This is a genomic window from Vibrio alginolyticus NBRC 15630 = ATCC 17749 (assembly GCF_000354175.2).
GTDB lineage: Bacteria > Pseudomonadota > Gammaproteobacteria > Enterobacterales > Vibrionaceae > Vibrio > Vibrio alginolyticus.
The window spans coordinates 961,587-977,396 of record NC_022349.1; the positions used below are offsets into that span (position 1 = coordinate 961,587).

General features: G+C 42.5%; 21 protein-coding genes. 2 read left to right on the top strand and 19 right to left on the bottom strand.

What is annotated here, in order from left to right:
- Nucleotides 1-76 precede the first annotated feature (76 nt).
- From N646_RS04200 to N646_RS04240, 9 genes are all read right to left on the bottom strand, one after another.
- Nucleotides 77-634, bottom strand: coding sequence for an HNH endonuclease (locus N646_RS04200; protein WP_017821394.1), 558 nt, complete (start codon nucleotides 632-634; stop codon nucleotides 77-79).
- Between the two features lie 149 nt (nucleotides 635-783).
- Nucleotides 784-1,212 (bottom strand): GNAT family N-acetyltransferase, encoded by a 429-nt coding sequence (locus N646_RS04205; protein WP_021033943.1) that lies wholly within the window; start codon nucleotides 1,210-1,212, stop codon nucleotides 784-786.
- A gap of 137 nt (nucleotides 1,213-1,349) precedes the next feature.
- Nucleotides 1,350-1,955 (bottom strand): hypothetical protein, encoded by a 606-nt coding sequence (locus N646_RS04210; RefSeq protein WP_017822041.1) that lies wholly within the window; start codon nucleotides 1,953-1,955, stop codon nucleotides 1,350-1,352.
- A gap of 372 nt (nucleotides 1,956-2,327) precedes the next feature.
- Nucleotides 2,328-2,492: a hypothetical protein gene (locus tag N646_RS24670; RefSeq protein WP_155244049.1), complete on the bottom strand. Its 165-nt coding sequence runs from the start codon at nucleotides 2,490-2,492 to the stop codon at nucleotides 2,328-2,330.
- A gap of 788 nt (nucleotides 2,493-3,280) precedes the next feature.
- Nucleotides 3,281-3,700 carry a GNAT family N-acetyltransferase gene (locus N646_RS04220; protein ID WP_017822044.1) on the bottom strand — a complete coding sequence of 140 codons (420 nt, stop codon included), beginning with the start codon at nucleotides 3,698-3,700 and terminating at the stop codon, nucleotides 3,281-3,283.
- 696 nt (nucleotides 3,701-4,396) lie between these two features.
- Nucleotides 4,397-4,855 (bottom strand): hypothetical protein, encoded by a 459-nt coding sequence (locus N646_RS04225; RefSeq protein WP_021033947.1) that lies wholly within the window; start codon nucleotides 4,853-4,855, stop codon nucleotides 4,397-4,399.
- 221 nt (nucleotides 4,856-5,076) lie between these two features.
- Nucleotides 5,077-5,490, bottom strand: a complete 414-nt coding sequence (locus N646_RS04230) for a hypothetical protein (protein WP_017822003.1) — start codon at nucleotides 5,488-5,490, stop codon at nucleotides 5,077-5,079.
- Between the two features lie 647 nt (nucleotides 5,491-6,137).
- Nucleotides 6,138-6,440 carry a type II toxin-antitoxin system RelE/ParE family toxin gene (locus N646_RS04235; protein WP_017822001.1) on the bottom strand — a complete coding sequence of 101 codons (303 nt, stop codon included), beginning with the start codon at nucleotides 6,438-6,440 and terminating at the stop codon, nucleotides 6,138-6,140.
- On the bottom strand, nucleotides 6,428-6,685 hold the full coding sequence (locus N646_RS04240) for a type II toxin-antitoxin system Phd/YefM family antitoxin (protein WP_005448240.1): 258 nt from the start codon (nucleotides 6,683-6,685) through the stop codon (nucleotides 6,428-6,430). The genes N646_RS04235 and N646_RS04240 overlap by 13 nt, the downstream gene beginning before the upstream one ends.
- Before the next feature lie 719 nt (nucleotides 6,686-7,404).
- Between N646_RS04240 and N646_RS04245 the strand changes: the two genes are divergently transcribed.
- Both N646_RS04245 and N646_RS04250 read left to right on the top strand, forming a co-directional pair.
- Nucleotides 7,405-7,653 (top strand): type II toxin-antitoxin system Phd/YefM family antitoxin, encoded by a 249-nt coding sequence (locus N646_RS04245; RefSeq protein ID WP_005377003.1) that lies wholly within the window; start codon nucleotides 7,405-7,407, stop codon nucleotides 7,651-7,653.
- Nucleotides 7,643-7,933, top strand: a complete 291-nt coding sequence (locus N646_RS04250; RefSeq protein WP_005377002.1) for a type II toxin-antitoxin system RelE family toxin — start codon at nucleotides 7,643-7,645, stop codon at nucleotides 7,931-7,933. Before N646_RS04245 ends, N646_RS04250 begins: the two co-directional genes overlap by 11 nt.
- Nucleotides 7,934-7,973: 40 nt before the next feature.
- Here the strand turns inward: N646_RS04250 and N646_RS04255 are convergent, their stop codons facing one another.
- The 10 genes from N646_RS04255 to N646_RS04300 form a co-directional block, all read right to left on the bottom strand.
- Nucleotides 7,974-8,705: an IS3 family transposase gene (locus N646_RS04255; RefSeq protein WP_431188248.1), complete on the bottom strand. Its 732-nt coding sequence runs from the start codon at nucleotides 8,703-8,705 to the stop codon at nucleotides 7,974-7,976.
- Between the two features lie 47 nt (nucleotides 8,706-8,752).
- Nucleotides 8,753-9,061, bottom strand: a complete 309-nt coding sequence (locus N646_RS04260) for a transposase (RefSeq protein WP_004413754.1) — start codon at nucleotides 9,059-9,061, stop codon at nucleotides 8,753-8,755.
- A 655-nt stretch (nucleotides 9,062-9,716) separates the two neighbouring features.
- A complete protein-coding gene (locus N646_RS04265) occupies nucleotides 9,717-10,148 on the bottom strand; it encodes a T6SS immunity protein Tdi1 domain-containing protein (protein WP_005386969.1) in 432 nt (143 codons plus the stop codon).
- Between the two features lie 71 nt (nucleotides 10,149-10,219).
- Nucleotides 10,220-11,071 carry an IS3 family transposase gene (locus N646_RS04270; RefSeq protein ID WP_021033953.1) on the bottom strand — a complete coding sequence of 284 codons (852 nt, stop codon included), beginning with the start codon at nucleotides 11,069-11,071 and terminating at the stop codon, nucleotides 10,220-10,222.
- Complete coding sequence (locus N646_RS04275; protein ID WP_004413754.1) at nucleotides 11,068-11,376, bottom strand: transposase; 309 nt, start codon at nucleotides 11,374-11,376, stop codon at nucleotides 11,068-11,070. Before N646_RS04275 ends, N646_RS04270 begins: the two co-directional genes overlap by 4 nt.
- A 214-nt stretch (nucleotides 11,377-11,590) precedes the next feature.
- Nucleotides 11,591-12,247: a quinolone resistance pentapeptide repeat protein QnrVC10 gene (locus N646_RS04280; RefSeq protein WP_017822040.1), complete on the bottom strand. Its 657-nt coding sequence runs from the start codon at nucleotides 12,245-12,247 to the stop codon at nucleotides 11,591-11,593.
- 245 nt (nucleotides 12,248-12,492) lie between these two features.
- On the bottom strand, nucleotides 12,493-13,224 hold the full coding sequence (locus tag N646_RS04285) for an IS3 family transposase (protein ID WP_457785813.1): 732 nt from the start codon (nucleotides 13,222-13,224) through the stop codon (nucleotides 12,493-12,495).
- Between the two features lie 47 nt (nucleotides 13,225-13,271).
- Nucleotides 13,272-13,580: a transposase gene (locus N646_RS04290; RefSeq protein WP_004413754.1), complete on the bottom strand. Its 309-nt coding sequence runs from the start codon at nucleotides 13,578-13,580 to the stop codon at nucleotides 13,272-13,274.
- A 207-nt stretch (nucleotides 13,581-13,787) separates the two neighbouring features.
- On the bottom strand, nucleotides 13,788-14,204 hold the full coding sequence (locus N646_RS04295; RefSeq protein ID WP_017821968.1) for a lysozyme inhibitor LprI family protein: 417 nt from the start codon (nucleotides 14,202-14,204) through the stop codon (nucleotides 13,788-13,790).
- 693 nt (nucleotides 14,205-14,897) lie between these two features.
- Nucleotides 14,898-15,803: an Imm49 family immunity protein gene (locus N646_RS04300; RefSeq protein ID WP_017821971.1), complete on the bottom strand. Its 906-nt coding sequence runs from the start codon at nucleotides 15,801-15,803 to the stop codon at nucleotides 14,898-14,900.
- Nucleotides 15,804-15,810 lie beyond the last annotated feature (7 nt).

The window sequence follows — 15,810 nt, forward strand, 5'->3', positions numbered from 1 at the left end:
CCGCATACCACCTTAAACACTAAAACCAACGCATAGTGAAAATGCCACGCGTTGCGAATCACTCTTAAACAGTTTGTTAGCCAAAATGGGCTTCTCTATGACAATTGGGACACAGAGCAATAGCATTCTCTACAGTATCATCTCCTCCTTTCGCTAAAGGGACAATATGGTGCACTTCAAGGTATGGGCTCCTATCTTTTTTACGTTGGAATGGAGCTTTTTTACTGCAACCCTCACAGTATTCCCCTGCTCTTACTAATACTTCAGCTACTACATCAGGGTTTCGTTTGAATTTTGTAACCAACTCCAATACAAATTGAGGTTTTTTATTAGCTTTAGCTAAGCGTTTTCTCCTAGCTTCGGAGCTTGTGCTAAGTGAGTTCTTAATTTTTTCGTCAAAGTCATTCTGCTCACTATCTCTGTTATCAAACAAGCGAAAGCCAAGACGAGAGAACTGCTCTCGTGCATATTTTGAATGAAACTCTGTTGTATCCGAAATACCGTTTGCCAAAGCCCAAATTATCTTCGCTGGATATATACCATTGCTATCACTTAATACATACCAGTGACCCGGTTTTCCGTAATTTTGGGGTCTTTTCCCTGCATCATACTGAGCAAAAGCTTCTTCTATCATCTTTTTCAAGCAATAAACTCCAAATGTTGGCTAACGCCACGTTAAGTGGTGAACAACGCGACCACCTAACCTAAACCATTGTGCCGTAACCACTTAAGCTGATACAAACCAAAAATGCCAAGCGTTGTGAATCCGTCTTAAACGCTTTGTTAGCCGTTTTGGACGCCGACTATAGAAAAGTGGTGACTAGCGATATTGAAACCTTCGCGTAAATAGAACTTATGTGCTGGAAAACGCTGAACACCAGAATCCAAATGTATTTGTTCACAACCGCTTTCTAAAGCATATGTTTTAAACCAATCGATAATAAATTTACCTACTCCACTCGAACGAAATTGCACATTAGTTACCAAGTCTTCAATGTAAATATGCTTACCCCAAGCAAGCTTTTCACCTACGCTAAAGCCTGCTGCTAATACGCCTTCTGGCGATTTGACATAGACGACTTGGTAACCATTTGATTGCTGCTTCTCGATCTGACCAGACAAAGTATCTAAGTTGTAATTTGGGCGAAGTTGTAACAACACTTCTAGGACTGACTCGTAATCAGAATTTTTCTCTAAAAATTGTACTTCCATGTTTTCTCCGTTTTGACGGCTAACGCCCAATTAAGGTGTGACCCACGCGACCACGATACTAAAATTAGACGCCGTAAACACTAAACTTAACCCAAACTCAAAATGCCAAGCGTGGGGAATCACTCTTAAATTGTTTGTTATGCGTGTGCCTGAGCCTTCAAAGAATCTAGCATTTTCTGCTGAAACTCTTTTCGCATTATTTCTCTTTCTTCGTTCTCATGAAGAACCAACAAGAATGTTTGCCGATCACCCCACTCTTCTACTTTACGCTTTGGCAAACCACCTAATTCTCTAAGTTTCTCAGACATTTGAATGGCTAATAAACCTAAAGCAGCATATTTCGTTGCTCTCGCCTCATAAAATTCCGCAAAATCAGGAGGTGTAGCAGCATAATCACTTACAGCTGAGATATATGAATTAGCTTCGTGAACCAATTGAGGTAGGTTTAACAAATCGTAGAGTAAATCCTGGGGAAGTATTTTCCAATCAACCTCAAGTTCTAACGGAATAAAGCTTGGGGTTTTCGAGTGATAGTAAGTGTATCCATTCTGATCTTCGGTGCCATCATCAGTGACGACTTCACGACAACCGACTATAAACTGCTCGATACTACTCGTGACAATAATTGCAAGGTAGTACGTTTCTGCTGCTTTTGACTTTTTCGCAGCAACAGACTCTTTGAGGATAGTTAAAAGAAAACCGACCAAACCGCCTAAAATGACAACAATTAATTTCTCAAACACGATAATCCTCTAGTCGATAAAACGCATAACGCCCTGCTAAGGGGTGAACAACGCAATACCGAAGCCGCTACAAACCACCTTAATCACTAAAATCAACGCATAGTAAAAATGCCACGCGTTGTGAATCCCTCTTGAGCAGTTTGTTAGTTTGCAGACCCAAAAGGTTGATTTTACGTTGTTTTAAACTTTGCGAACAACAAAATTTATGTGCTTTGATGCACTTAAGTCAGGCGTAGTCTCAAAGCGGCTAGTCAATGAAACCACTTGGAACAAGCAACGCCGCAGAAAACGAACTCACTACACCAGAAACTGCTTTTGGAAAGGCAATCTCACAATGCGGACTTTCAACAAAGCCACTGAAACCACGTGAACTTACCACACCAGAGAAAACGTCCTCGCAGCGAGTAAATCGGCTTTTGTAGCAACAAACTCAACGAGCAGAGTTTCAGCAAAAAAGTTCAACTTAGTTAACCAAAAAGTCGCCGCACCAAAGAACAAATCAACCGTGAAACGATGCCAATTTTGGACTTTTACCACGCTAATTAACACTGAAATTGAACACCAATACGACAATTTCAACTTTGAACTTTTACCACTAGAACTTGCGATATAGCTGCGTTTTTCCTCTTGCAAACTAACGCCCAGTTAAGGGGTGAAGCACGCAATACCTAAGCTGCCGCATTGCACTTCAACACCAAAACCACCGCATACTAAAAATGCCACGCGTGCTGAATCCCTCTTGAACTGTTTGTTAGCACGCTGCCATTAAAGCCTTTGATATACGCCAAGACATTGAAATATAGCACGAAATTTATGGCTTAAAACACCAAAACCAAACGGACAGGTGCCAAACTAAAAACAAACATCAAGACGTAAGTTGGCTAGAAGAAAAACATGCTTAACTGCCCTTTTTCACCGCTTTCAAATTAGCAAAGAATACGGGCTTCGAACTTGAACAACAGCGACAAAGAAACACTTGTTTTGCCGAAAATTTCTCAGTACCAAAAAAACCACGCCAGAGAAATAGCCCAAAAGTTAGAAACCGTAAACGATAAACTCAAAGCGAAAACTTCACATCTAGTGCCACCGGAGCGAACCTGAAAGGCACATTTGATCAGGTGTAAAGCGAGGAAAAGAAACCAATAAAAACAGAAACTTTTAGCCTTTGATGCCAACCCTGTGCTAACGCCGCGTTAAGTAGTGAGCGACGCCTACACCTTACCTAAACAACTACACCGTAAACACAAAACTCAACTTGAACTGAGAATGCCACGCGTTGCGAATCTGCCTTAAACGCTTTGTTATAAGCAAAATAGCACCGATGTCTAGCTGCTCTTTAATTGCTCAACCTCCGATAACACCCAAGCACTATGATGATGTTCAAAACCTATTTTTGGATAATAACCTTCAGCTTGCGGTGCCGATAATAAAATAACCTTACAGCTTGGAGTTAGTTGCTTTTTAGTAATCAATATTAAATTTTTTCCGATACCACTAGATTGAACACTTTCATCGACGGCTAGATCAGAAAGGTAGCAACAATAATGAAAGTCAGTCACCGAACGTGCAATCCCGATGAGCTGGTTGTTAAACCATGCAGTAACAACTAGATTAGCATTTTCCAACATACCTTGAATTGTAAGGTTGTCATCAAGCGGTCTACGTACACCAAGTGATGTTTTTTCTAACAATTCAATAAACTGTACCGCTGTAATTGGACAGTTAACTTTATACTCAATTTCCATTTGATACCCTTTGAATCTGACTTTGCTTATAACGCCCAATTAAGGGGTGAGTAACGCAACACCAATGCTACCGAAAACCACCTTAACCACTAAAATTAACGCATAGTAAAAATGCCACGCGTTACGAATCCCTCTTGAATTGTTTGTTAGTACGCTGCCCTTAAAGCCTTTGGCACACACCAAGATATTGAAATATAGCACGAAAATTATGGCTTAAAACGCTGAAGCCAAACAGACAACTACCAAACTTGAACTCAATTTCAAAACCCAAGCTGGCGAGAAGAAAAACTTGCTTAACTGACCTATTTTCACCGTTTTCAAATTAGCAAAGGATACGGACTTCGAAACTGAACGGCAGCGCCAAAGAAACTCAGTGTTTGACAAAAATGTTCCAGCATCAAAGAAATCACACCAAAGAAATAGCCAAAAAGTTAGAAACCGTAAACGGTAAATTCACAGCGAACACTCCGCATATAGTGCCACCGGAAAGATCGTGAAAGGCACAATGTTTCAGGTGTAAAGCAAAGCAGAGAAACCGGTAAACTCTGAAAATTTTAACTTTTGATGCCAACCCCGTACTAACGCCCTGTTAAGGGGTGAGCAACGCAATACCAAAGCCGCCGCATACCACCTTAATCACTAAAACCAACGCATAGTAAAAATGCCACGCGTTGCGAATCCCTCTTGAACAGTTTGTTATAGCTCACTAGCCTGTTGCGCCATCATAACTTTAAGTTCCTTTGCTTTATTGTCGAAAGCTTCTTGAGTCTTTATTAATTCATCAAGTTTTTGGCGCTTAAAACTCCTGTTTTCACGACAATAATCTAGTACATCATCGCGCAATTTGATCAAGTTTCCGAAGTCATCAAACAACTCAGGGAAGTGTAGCTGCAAAATGGTTTGTAGCTTCTGAAAGTCACCTTTTTCCTGAAGTCGATTTTCAGTAGATAACTTCATTGCATTTTCCGCAGTGTTTGCGCCTTTATAAACGGGAATAAAAACCAAGCACATACCCTGCAAATCAATTTCCCACTTTTGAAAAAGTAGATGTAGCTCTTCTAATTTTGTTCGCTTAAATTCGATTTTTTTCAGCTCTAGTGTATTTTTGTGCTCAAGCTTTGATCTTTGGTGATTAACAAAACTTGTAACTATCACGCCTAGTAGAGTACCAAGAACCCCCCAAACTAGCTGTAATTAAAGGAGTGTAATTTAACACCGTTGACTGTACCTCTGATTCCACGATTATCTCCTGAGCTATAACGCCGCATTAAGGGGTGAACAACGCATTCCACCCAAACTAAACCATTGTGCTGTAAACACTAAAGCCGATTAAAACCAAAACTGCCAAGCGTTGTGAATCCCTCTTGAATGCTTTGTTAGTTGGTGGAGTTTAACGCGTTCTGAAGACCTTTCCAGTCTTTGCACCCAAGATAAACATTTTTACCACTAGTCAGTGTTAACTTAAGAGCTTTACTCACAGAAGCATTGTACAGCCAGCCATCTTTTAACATACGGATCCCTATACCTTGATACAACTTAGTCTCATAAAGTGAAGTCTGTACAATGTCAGACAGTTCCACTTCTTTGCGAAGAAAGCCGAAACCAAAATACCAGTAAATTTTATTTCCACTGACTCCGACTGTCATAGAGTAAAACAATACAGCTATAACCAAATTGATTAATAATGCAATCACTGCGCTGCTTATGTGGCTAGACGTAAATATTATGATCGCGCTTAGGATAAAAAGGAGGTTTAGTAATACTTTATTAACCTCTGTTTGTTTATACATAGCTTGCAATCCTTTGAACCAACTAACGCCGCATTAAGGGGTGAACAACGCAAACCACCCGGCCTAAGGCATTGTGCCGTAAACACTAAAGCCAATTCAAACCAAAACTGCCAAGCGTTGTGAATCCCTCTTGAATGCTTTGTTAGTTGCCAAACCTAAAGCTTTGATTTGATAGTTAGTTGCCGCTTTGCCAACACTGTCTTTGCGTATTTCGGAAAACTCAAATCAGGCGCAGTTTCCAAGCGTCTGTCACTGAAACCACTTGGAACATACAACGCCGTAGAAAACGAGCTAACAACACCAAAAAGCGCCTTTGGGCAAACAATGTTACAGAGCTAACTTTCAACATATAAATCGATTTCTGAAATAGAGAATACAACAACAAAAGAAACCAACGCACGATTTTACAAACCCAAATAACTAGAAATTGAAATACGAAAACCGAGCCAAAAACACACGAACATTAACCCTAAACATTCTGCTTTAGCTGCGTTTTTCTCGTTGGCAACTAACGCCCTGTTAAGGTGTGAGCAACGCAATACCGATGCCGCCGCATATCACCTTAACCACCATACGCAACGCATAGTAAAAGTGCCACGCGTTGCGAATCACTCTTAAACAGTTTGTTAGCCGCTCATTCCCAAAGGTTACTGCTTACTCAACAGGAACTTACGCAAATCTCTCTCTGCACGCATAACAAACAGAATAAACACCTTGTCACCGTCTTGTTTATAGAAAACACGACATGGATTAGCGACAACTTCACGATAACTTAAATGTTCTAGCTCGAGTGGAATACGACCTGACTCTGGGAAAGTTTGTAGGCGTTCGACTTTGGAGAAGATCGTTTGTACTAACTGCTTTGCAGCTACGATATTTTCAAGTGCGATGTATTCAGCGATATCATTGAGATCAGATAACGCAGGTTCAGTCCAGATTACTTCAGCCATTTTGACATTTTGTCCTTGGCTTCATCATGACTTACCACTTTGCCGTCAGCTAGTGCACGCTCACCTCGTGCAATACCCTCAAGGATAGCTAAACGATTTTGCATAAATTCGTAGTCATCAACATCAACTAGATACGCAGATGGCTTACCATGCTCAGTAATTAACACTGGTTCTTTGGTGTCGTGGAGATCGGCGAGGATCTTAGTTGCTTGACGTTTGAGTGATGTAACTAGTTCTACTTTCATGAGAGCTGCTCCAAAGGAATACTAAAGTGATACTATTCTATCACTTTGAGTATAGCAAGCTCCATGACGGCTAACGCCCAATTAAGGCGTGAGCGACGCCACCAAAGAACTTAAACCATTGCGCTGTAAACACAAAAGCCGATTCAAACTAAAAATGCTATGCGTTGCGAATCGCTCTTGAATTGTTTGTTATGTTTTACCACAAACGACTCACTTTCTTGACAAAGAACTGCTGTGCTCAAGAAATTGTTCAACTCACATCACACGAGTCAACCAACCATTATGACAAGTGCAACAAATGCAAAGCGCATAATAATTGAGACCTATCATCAAAACCAAAGCGACTTTAAGCAAGATAAATTTTCAGAATAAATCCATAATTTCAATGGAAGCAACCCTGAGGTTTGAAGCTCAAAATCGGTTGAGAAATCCAAGAATTTAGGCCACCGATATTGAATTTCTGAAACCATGAAGACAACTTATTAGAGTAACCAAAGAAGTAAACCAAAAACTATTTATTGCTTATAAATCAATGTGAAACATAACGCCTTGCTAAGGTGTGAGCAACGCAATACCTTAGCCTCCGCATAATACCTTAAACACATAAACCGACACATAGTAAAAATGCCACGGGTTGCGAATCACTCTTAAGCAACTTGTTATACCGCTTGGTTGAGGCTAAAATGACCAACATAAAAACCACTTAAGAGACCGATTATATGACCACTAGAATTTTAGCCGATGTTGCTGCAAGCATTACTGAGTTGAAAGCTAACCCTATGAAAGTTGCAACTAGTGCTTACGGCGAACCTGTTGCTGTATTAAACCGAAATGAACCAGCATTTTATTGCGTGCCTGCCGAAGCGTACGAAATGATGATGGACAGACTCGAAGATCTGGAACTACTAGCTATCGCTAAAGAGCGTGAATCTGAAGAGAGCATTTCGGTAAATATTGATGACCTATAAACTCGACTTTAAAAAGAGTGCACTCAAAGAGTGGAAAAAGCTTGGCTCTACTCTGCAACAACAATTTAAGAAAAAGCTAATCGAGCGCTTAGATAACCCACATGTTCCGGCTTCAAAGCTTTCTGGAGCTGACAACATGTATAAAATTAAGTTGCGTCAATCGGGCTACCGTCTCGTCTACAAAGTTGAAGACGATGTCATCATTGTAACCGTCTTAGCAGTTGGAAAACGCGAACGTAGCGATGTTTACCGTAAAGCCATGAAAAGGTTAGATGATTGATTGCGGTTGGTGTACCCCACAAAAAGTAGACAGTACATAACTACATACTTTCGTACTCAACTGGGCTGACCTGCCCCAACGCTGAGTGTCTTCTTCTGCGATTGTAAAATACCTCGATGTATTCGAAGATGCCCATTCGGGCTTCTTCGACAGTTTGATAGTCTTCTGCGTATATCAGTTCGACTTTCAGTCGACTGTAGAACGACTCCATCACCGCATTATCCCAGCAGTTACCCTGCCGACTCATGCTCGGTACACCTCCATGCTTACGCATGAAGTCTTGATATTTGTAGGCTCTGTATTGTACACCACGGTCTGAGTGGATAATGACGCCCTTAGGCGGCTTACGTGACTCAAACGCCATTTTTAGAGCGTTAGTGATTAGCTCGACGGTCATCGTTGTCCCAAGCGACCAACCCACAATGCGTCTTGAATGCAAGTCCATCACTGTCGCTAAGAAGAGCCAACGGCTCTTCACCCAGATATACGTAATGTCCGTAACCCATTTCTGATTTGGCGTCTCAGACTCAAAGTCTCTACGCAGTAAATTGTCGGCAACATTCGTCATAGCAGCCACATAATTCACGCAGCAGGCATAGCCTGCTTCGTTGAGCTCTTCGGCTATTCGCACTGAGCCGTAACGTGCCCGATATTGGGCAAAGGTACACATGACGAGCTGTTCAAAGCGCTCTCGCCGCTTTGAACGCTCACTCGGCGTATGATGGCACCACTTATAATAGCCGCCCCGACTCACTTCTAAGGTGCGGCACATTAAGCTAATGGAATACTCACCGACATAGCTTTCGATGAACTCGTACTTCACTCTTGCTGCTTCGCGAAGTACGCCGAGACCTTTTTTAGGAATTCCATTTCATCTTTGAGTCGCTTGTTCTCGCGCCTTAGCGCCCGAAGCTCTTCGGACTCTTTCTTCGAGTAATCGACACCGTCTAAGGTGTTAAACTGTTTATCAGATAGGCGTGTGAACTGGCGCTTCCAGTTTCGGATCTGCTGGGCACTGATGCCCAGCTCCTTGGCAACGGAAACGGCTGTTCGGCCAGGAAGACTGGCCAAGCGGACTGCTTCTTTGCGGAACTCTTCGGTGTACGCTGGATTACGATGTTTAGCCATAAATCACCTCTCAATTAGACCCTAGATCTAACTTAGTAAAGTGTCTACTAAACGTGGGGTACTCGGCGGTATAACGCCCTGTTAAGGGGTGAGCAACGCAATACCAATGCCGCCGCATACCACCTTAATCACTTAAACCAACGCATAGTGAAGATGCCACGCGTTGCGAATCCCTCTTGAACAGTTTGTTAACTGAGCGCCTTTCAGTTTTCGCCGATTTTTCAGCCACTTTCGCCAAAGCTCGTTTTGCTAATTAATGATTAGCAAAGCTAACTCAAATATGTGTTTAACAAAAAAATTACCGTTGATCTTTAGTTTGAAATGCGTCTCACAACACCATACTTCGGCGATGTAAGTGCGCCGAACTAATCGCGAACGCCTTATATTATTAGAAGGCTTTATGCCGCCTTTCACATCAGTAAGCTTAAGTACCAAACTGAAATTAGTCGCATTACCTCAGCTAAGGAAACCGACCGAACACGCTAAACCTCCGAACCTAGAAACCGTATCAATGTGCTTTCGTATTTTCTGTGCCAGTTAACGCCCTGTTAAGGTGTGAGCAACACAATACCGATGCTCCCGCATGCCACCTTAAACACTAGACGCAACGCATAGCAAAAATGCCACGCGTTGCGAATCACTCTTAAACAGTTTGTTATGTGTTTGCGTGCTGAAGTTGAAAATGCAACTGAGACATTAGTGATTGATATACTTTCATAGTAAATACTTGCAAATTTTCCATACAAAACTCACCACCAATAATTGGATGCAGATTCCAACCTAAGCATTCGTCTTGTTTTGGTTGTAGCCCGTGTTCGAGCGCCAAGTCATACCAACTAGTTAAAAAGACATTATCACACCAATCTTGTGATTTATTCATTTTATTGTACTCATGAAAGTCCGAAGCAATTGTTTCATAGGTACCATCTAAAACCGATAACAATGAAATTGAGCCATCCACTTCACCAAATAGCCAGTCACCCATGATGGTTAGATACAAAGGTTTCCCTGTAGGATTAAGCAACCATTTCCACTGAGGTAACAAGGTATCTATTTCTACGTCCGAGACTTCCCAAATAAACTGCATTTTTATCTTTCTCACTCTGTTTAGAAACCCATTGACACTGGTGTACCCCACAAAAAGTAGACAGTACATAACTACATACTTTCGTACTCAACTGGGCTGACGTGCCCCAACGCTGAGTGTCTTCTTCTGCGATTGTAAAATACCTCGATGTATTCGAAGATGCCCATTCGGGCTTCTTCGAGGGTTTGGTAGTCTTCTGCGTATATCAGTTCGACTTTCAGTCGACTGTAGAACGACTCCATCACCGCATTATCCCAACAGTTGCCCTGCCGACTCATGCTCGGTACACCTCCATGCTTGCGCATGAAGTCTTGATATTTATATGCTCTGTATTGTACACCACGGTCCGAGTGGATAATGACGCCTTTAGGCGACTTACGTGACTCAAACGCCATTTTTAGGGCATTGGTGATGAGCTCGACGGTCATCGTTGTCCCTAACGACCAACCCACAATACGCCTTGAATGCAAGTCCATCACTGTCGCTAAGAAGAGCCAACGGCTCTTCACCCAGATATACGTGATGTCCGTAACCCACTTCTGATTTGGCGTCTCAGACTCAAAGTCTCTTCGCAGTAAATTGTCGGCAACATTCGTCATAGCAGCCACATCCTTGCTGTATTTAAACCCTTTACCATTACGTGCCCTGATACCTTTTTCCTTCATGATATCAGCCACATAATTCACGCAGCAGGCATAGCCTGCTTCGTTGAGCTCTTCGGCTATTCGCACTGAGCCGTAACGTGCCCGATATTGGGAAAAGGTACACATGACGAGCTGTTCAAAGCGCTCTCGCCGCTTTGAACGCTCACTCGGCGTATGATGGCACCACTTATAATAGCCGCCCCGACTCACTTCTAAGGTGCGGCACATTAAGCTAATGGAATACTCACCGACATAGCTTTCGATGAACTCGTACTTCACTCTTGCTGCTTCGCGAAGTACGCCGAGACCTTTTTTAGGAATTCCATTTCATCTTTGAGTCGCTTGTTCTCGCGCCTTAGCGCCCGAAGCTCTTCGGACTCTTTCTTCGAGTAATCGACACCGTCTAAGGTGTTAAACTGTTTATCAGATAGGCGTGTGAACTGGCGCTTCCAGTTTCGGATCTGCTGGGCACTGATGCCCAGCTCCTTGGCAACGGAAACGGCTGTTCGGCCAGGAAGACTGGCCAAGCGGACTGCTTCTTTGCGGAACTCTTCGGTGTACGCTGGATTACGATGTTTAGCCATAAATCACCTCTCAATTAGACCCTAGATCTAACTTAGTAAAGTGTCTACTAAACGTGGGGTACTCGGGAACATAACGCCGCGTTAAGTAGTGAGCAACATTTCCACCTAACCTAAACCATTGTGCCGTAAACACTAAAATAGAAGCAAACCGAAAATGCCGAGCGTTGCGAATCTGTCTTAAACGCTTTGTTATGTGCGTAGCCGAATCTTGCGCTTAGTCAGGAACAATGATTACCCCTAATTGCTCCAGTAACTGCTCCTGTTGCCACGAGCATATTTTTACACCTGTTAGATCAATCTTTCGAGGGTCTAAACCATAAAGCTCTGAATGACTTAAATCACAACCTTGTACTCTAAACTGTTCCCAGCAATCTTCCGAAAAAACGCCACGACTTAAATCTGACTCTTTAAATGAAGCGCCTCGAAGATTTGCACCAATCCATCTATTTTCGAACAGGTCACATTTTTCAATAAGCTGCTGCTCAAAATTGGCATAGGATAAGTTACAACCTGTTATGTATGCAGAGCAAAAGTACATTTTATTCGAAACCTGATTTACAAAACTAACTTGGCTAAAATTTGCTCCTTTAAGATCACAATCTCTCAGTTCAATACCAAAGCAATTTGCCCCCTTAAAATGGGACATTGAAAGCTGACAGTTTTTAAATGAAGCATCTCGAAGATCAGCATAAGAAAAATCGCACCCTTCCAGTGCCCCCTGCTCTATGAAAGTACAGTTAATGAACTGTGTATCTCGAAGGTTTGAGCGCGTAAAATTACAATGTATAAAAGTACAATTGCTAAAGATATGTTCTTGCAAGTCCTGATGTGAGAAGTTCACTTGATTATATAATTGCTTTGATTTTTCCATGCTGTAGCTCCAAAAAACATTTGATTTGAAGACTACCATTTACCTGAAAGTTCTCAACAAAAACAAAACCAATAAAAACAGACACTTAAAAAGCCCCATTTTAGCCAAAATAAGGCACCAAAACGGCATTTTAAAGGGGGCTAATTCAAAACAACCGATGCGGCCAGCTAGAAAAAAGTTTTAGTGAATCTGGCGGGTTTTAGAGAAAGCACTGGTGTACCCCACAAAAAGTAGACAGTACATAACTACATACTTTCGTACTCAACTGGGCTGACCTGCCCCAACGCTGAGTGTCTTCTTCTGCGATTGTAAAATACCTCGATGTATTCGAAGATGCCCATTCGGGCTTCTTCGACAGTTTGATAGTCTTCTGCGTATATCAGTTCGACTTTCAGTCGACTGTAGAACGACTCCATCACCGCATTATCCCAGCAGTTACCCTGCCGACTCATGCTCGGTACACCTCCATGCTTACGCATGAAGTCTTGATATTTGTAGGCTCTGTATTGTACACCACGGTCTGAGTGGATAATGACGCCCTTAGGCGGCTTACGTGACTCAAACGCCATTTTTAGAGCGTTAGTGATTAGCTCGACGGTCATCGTTGTCCCAAGCGACCAACCCACAATGCGTCTTGAATGCAAGTCCATCACTGTCGCTAAGAAGAGCCAACGGCTCTTCACCCAGATATACGTAATGTCCGTAACCCATTTCTGATTTGGCGTCTCAGACTCAAAGTCTCTACGCAGTAAATTGTCGGCAACATTCGTCATAGCAGCCACATAATTCACACAGCAGGCATAGCCTGCTTCGTTTAGCTCTTCTGCAATTCGCACAGAGCCGTAACGTGCCCGATATTGGGCAAAGGTACACATGACGAGCTGTTCAAAGCGCTCTCGCCGCTTTGAACGCTCACTCGGCGCATGATGACGCCACTTGTAGTAACCACCTCGACTCACTTCTAACGTACGGCACATTAAGCTAATCGAGTACTCGCCTGTATAGCTTTCAATGAACTCGTACTTCACTCTTGCTGCTTCGCGAAGTACGCCGAGACCTTTTTTAGGAATTCCATTTCATCTTTGAGCCGCTTGTTCTCGCGCCTTAGCGCTCGAAGCTCTTCAGACTCTTTCTTCGAATAATCGACACCGTCTAAAGTGTTAAACTGTTTATCAGATAGGCGTGTGAACTGGCGCTTCCAGTTCCGGATCTGCTGGGCACTGATGCCCAGCTCCTTAGCAACGGAGACGGCTGTTCGGCCAGGAAGACTGGCCAAGCGAACTGCTTCTTTACGGAACTCTTCGGTGTACGCTGGATTACGATGTTTAGCCATAAATCACCTCTCAATTAGACCCTAGATCTAACTTAGTAAAGTGTCTACTAAACGTGGGGTACTCGGGCACATAACGCCCAATTAAGGTGTGAAGCACGCAATACCGAAGCCCCCGCATACCACCTTAATCACTAAATTCAACGCATAGCAAAAATGCCACGCGTTGCGAATCACTCTTGAACAGTTTATTATGTGCGTGGTTGAAACCTACTCTACACTTGGCTCCGGTAAAACTGGTGGTGTACTGTCCATATAAGTTAAAAAGTTTTCCCATAACTCGTGCGTTCTTTGCTTAGTTAACTTAGTTTTGCACGATATCGCCATAACTCCACGAATAGTTCCATCACGCCATTGCGTATAAACCGAATCACAGTGAGAGGACATATATGCTTGCCAATCCTGTTGAGCAAGCTTAATTGCTGCGATCAGTTCTGGGTCATGAGAGTTGTGCTCAAAGCTAGTGTTTAGATATTTGTCTAATTTAACTTGTGCTGACTCTAGTTCAATAGCAGTACATTGGTTTATCTCGATTGTGGTCATCGCATTATTACAGTCAATGGACTCTTCTTCAGCAAGAGCACCAAATGAAAGACTAGCTAATATGATGATTAGACACTTATTCATCGTTTTCTCCTAAAGCACATAACGCCCAATTAAGGGGTGAGTAACGCAACACCAATGCCGCCGCAAACCACCTTAATCACTAAAATTAACGCATAGTAAAAATGCCACGCGTTATGAATCCCTCTTGAATTGTTTGTTAGTACGCTGCCCTTGAAGCCTTGGGCATACCCCAAGATGTTGAAATATAGCACGAAATTTATGGATTAAAACACTGAAACCAAACGGACAACGGCCAAATTGAAAACTAGCTTCAAGACGTAAGTTGGCTAAAAGAAAAACATGCCAAACTGCTCTTTTTCACCGCTTTCACATTAGCAAAGGATACGCTCACCAAACTCAACCGCAGCGACAATGAAGCTACATTTTTGATGCTGAAACCAACAGCATCAAAGAAGCCGCGCCAAAGAAATAGCCCAAAAGTTAGAAACCGTAAACGATGAAATCAAAGCAAAAACTTCGCATCTAGTGCCACCGGAGCGAACGTGAAAAGCACATTTGAACAGGTGTAAAGTTAGGAAAAGAAACCAATAAACACAGAAACTTCTAACCTTTGATACCAATTCAGTACTAACGCCCTGTTAAGGTGTGAGCAACGCAATACAAGAGCTGCCGCAAACCACCTTAAACACCAAACGCAACGCATAGTAAAAATGCCACGCGTTGCGAATCACTCTTAAACAGTTTGTTAACTAACTACGATTTGTAAATATCTAAAAAGCTATAGCTCGGCTCGGGCATATTACGGGTGTAGAACACTTCTGGAACATAATCCGTTTCAAACCCTAAGCGAAAACCGTATTTCTGGTAAGTAAGCTTTGCCAGTGCCAGTAACGGCATAGCAAAATAGCCTACACGCTCTTCCTTTAACTTTTTTTGACTCCAATACTTGTGGTGCCCTTTGACCGCTTCATACATCGCTTGTTGATATTCCGCTTCACCACAACCTGATTTGTTTAGAACTTTTGTCATCACATTAATCGTTGGCAAATCGACAAGGTTAGCGTGTTCAAAGGCTAAACCCTCAAGATACTCAGGCGTACTCACATCAATAAACTTCTGAATTAACGACTTAACGTCGCCAGATTTTATTCCGAGCATGACCATTTGGAGCTCAAAGAAGGTACGAGACCGAACATTATACCACTCAGTGTTTGGGTGGTCGGCTAAGTTGGCAAGGTACTCGATGTCACTCACTTGCTCACAGAATAAAGATAGCCAACTTAAATAGGTCAAATATCGCGCGCCATCGAGAGCATTGTATTCCTCTTTCTTTGCTACTAGAGTCACCTCCGCTTTGGGGAGCACCACCGAAATCGTCTCACCATTACTCAATAGCTGTGACTGCACTAATTTAATATCAAAGTACTGATGCATATCCATTGCTCTAAGACTGGATTCTATGTCTCCAGCCTTGTGGTATAAACTACTGGTTAGATAAAGGCCTGCAAGACTCACGCGATATAAATCGACTTTCCCGATTTTAGAGTAAAGCTCAAAGTCATCTAGCAGTAGTTTACATTTCATCCCGTATGGATTCGAAAGCCTTTTTAGGTGGTCTGCATGGCATGGCATTGGTTTAAAGTGTTCTTTTGATGTCATATAAACA

Bases quoted from the DNA above. Each gene is read 5' to 3' on its own strand.
- N646_RS04200 (WP_017821394.1), bottom strand. From the start codon at position 634: ATGATAGAAGAAGCTTTTGCTCAGTATGATGCAGGGAAAAGACCCCAA.
- N646_RS04205 (WP_021033943.1), bottom strand. From the start codon at position 1,212: ATGGAAGTACAATTTTTAGAGAAAAATTCTGATTACGAGTCAGTCCTA.
- N646_RS04220 (WP_017822044.1), bottom strand. From the start codon at position 3,700: ATGGAAATTGAGTATAAAGTTAACTGTCCAATTACAGCGGTACAGTTT.
- N646_RS04230 (WP_017822003.1), bottom strand. From the start codon at position 5,490: ATGTATAAACAAACAGAGGTTAATAAAGTATTACTAAACCTCCTTTTT.
- N646_RS04235 (WP_017822001.1), bottom strand. From the start codon at position 6,440: ATGGCTGAAGTAATCTGGACTGAACCTGCGTTATCTGATCTCAATGAT.
- N646_RS04240 (WP_005448240.1), bottom strand. From the start codon at position 6,685: ATGAAAGTAGAACTAGTTACATCACTCAAACGTCAAGCAACTAAGATC.
- N646_RS04245 (WP_005377003.1), top strand. From the start codon at position 7,405: ATGACCACTAGAATTTTAGCCGATGTTGCTGCAAGCATTACTGAGTTG.
- N646_RS04250 (WP_005377002.1), top strand. From the start codon at position 7,643: ATGACCTATAAACTCGACTTTAAAAAGAGTGCACTCAAAGAGTGGAAA.
- N646_RS04255 (WP_431188248.1), bottom strand. From the start codon at position 8,705: ATGTGCCGCACCTTAGAAGTGAGTCGGGGCGGCTATTATAAGTGGTGC.
- N646_RS04260 (WP_004413754.1), bottom strand. From the start codon at position 9,061: ATGGCTAAACATCGTAATCCAGCGTACACCGAAGAGTTCCGCAAAGAA.
- N646_RS04265 (WP_005386969.1), bottom strand. From the start codon at position 10,148: ATGCAGTTTATTTGGGAAGTCTCGGACGTAGAAATAGATACCTTGTTA.
- N646_RS04275 (WP_004413754.1), bottom strand. From the start codon at position 11,376: ATGGCTAAACATCGTAATCCAGCGTACACCGAAGAGTTCCGCAAAGAA.
- N646_RS04280 (WP_017822040.1), bottom strand. From the start codon at position 12,247: ATGGAAAAATCAAAGCAATTATATAATCAAGTGAACTTCTCACATCAG.
- N646_RS04285 (WP_457785813.1), bottom strand. From the start codon at position 13,224: ATGTGCCGTACGTTAGAAGTGAGTCGAGGTGGTTACTACAAGTGGCGT.
- N646_RS04290 (WP_004413754.1), bottom strand. From the start codon at position 13,580: ATGGCTAAACATCGTAATCCAGCGTACACCGAAGAGTTCCGTAAAGAA.
- N646_RS04295 (WP_017821968.1), bottom strand. From the start codon at position 14,204: ATGAATAAGTGTCTAATCATCATATTAGCTAGTCTTTCATTTGGTGCT.
- N646_RS04300 (WP_017821971.1), bottom strand. From the start codon at position 15,803: ATGACATCAAAAGAACACTTTAAACCAATGCCATGCCATGCAGACCAC.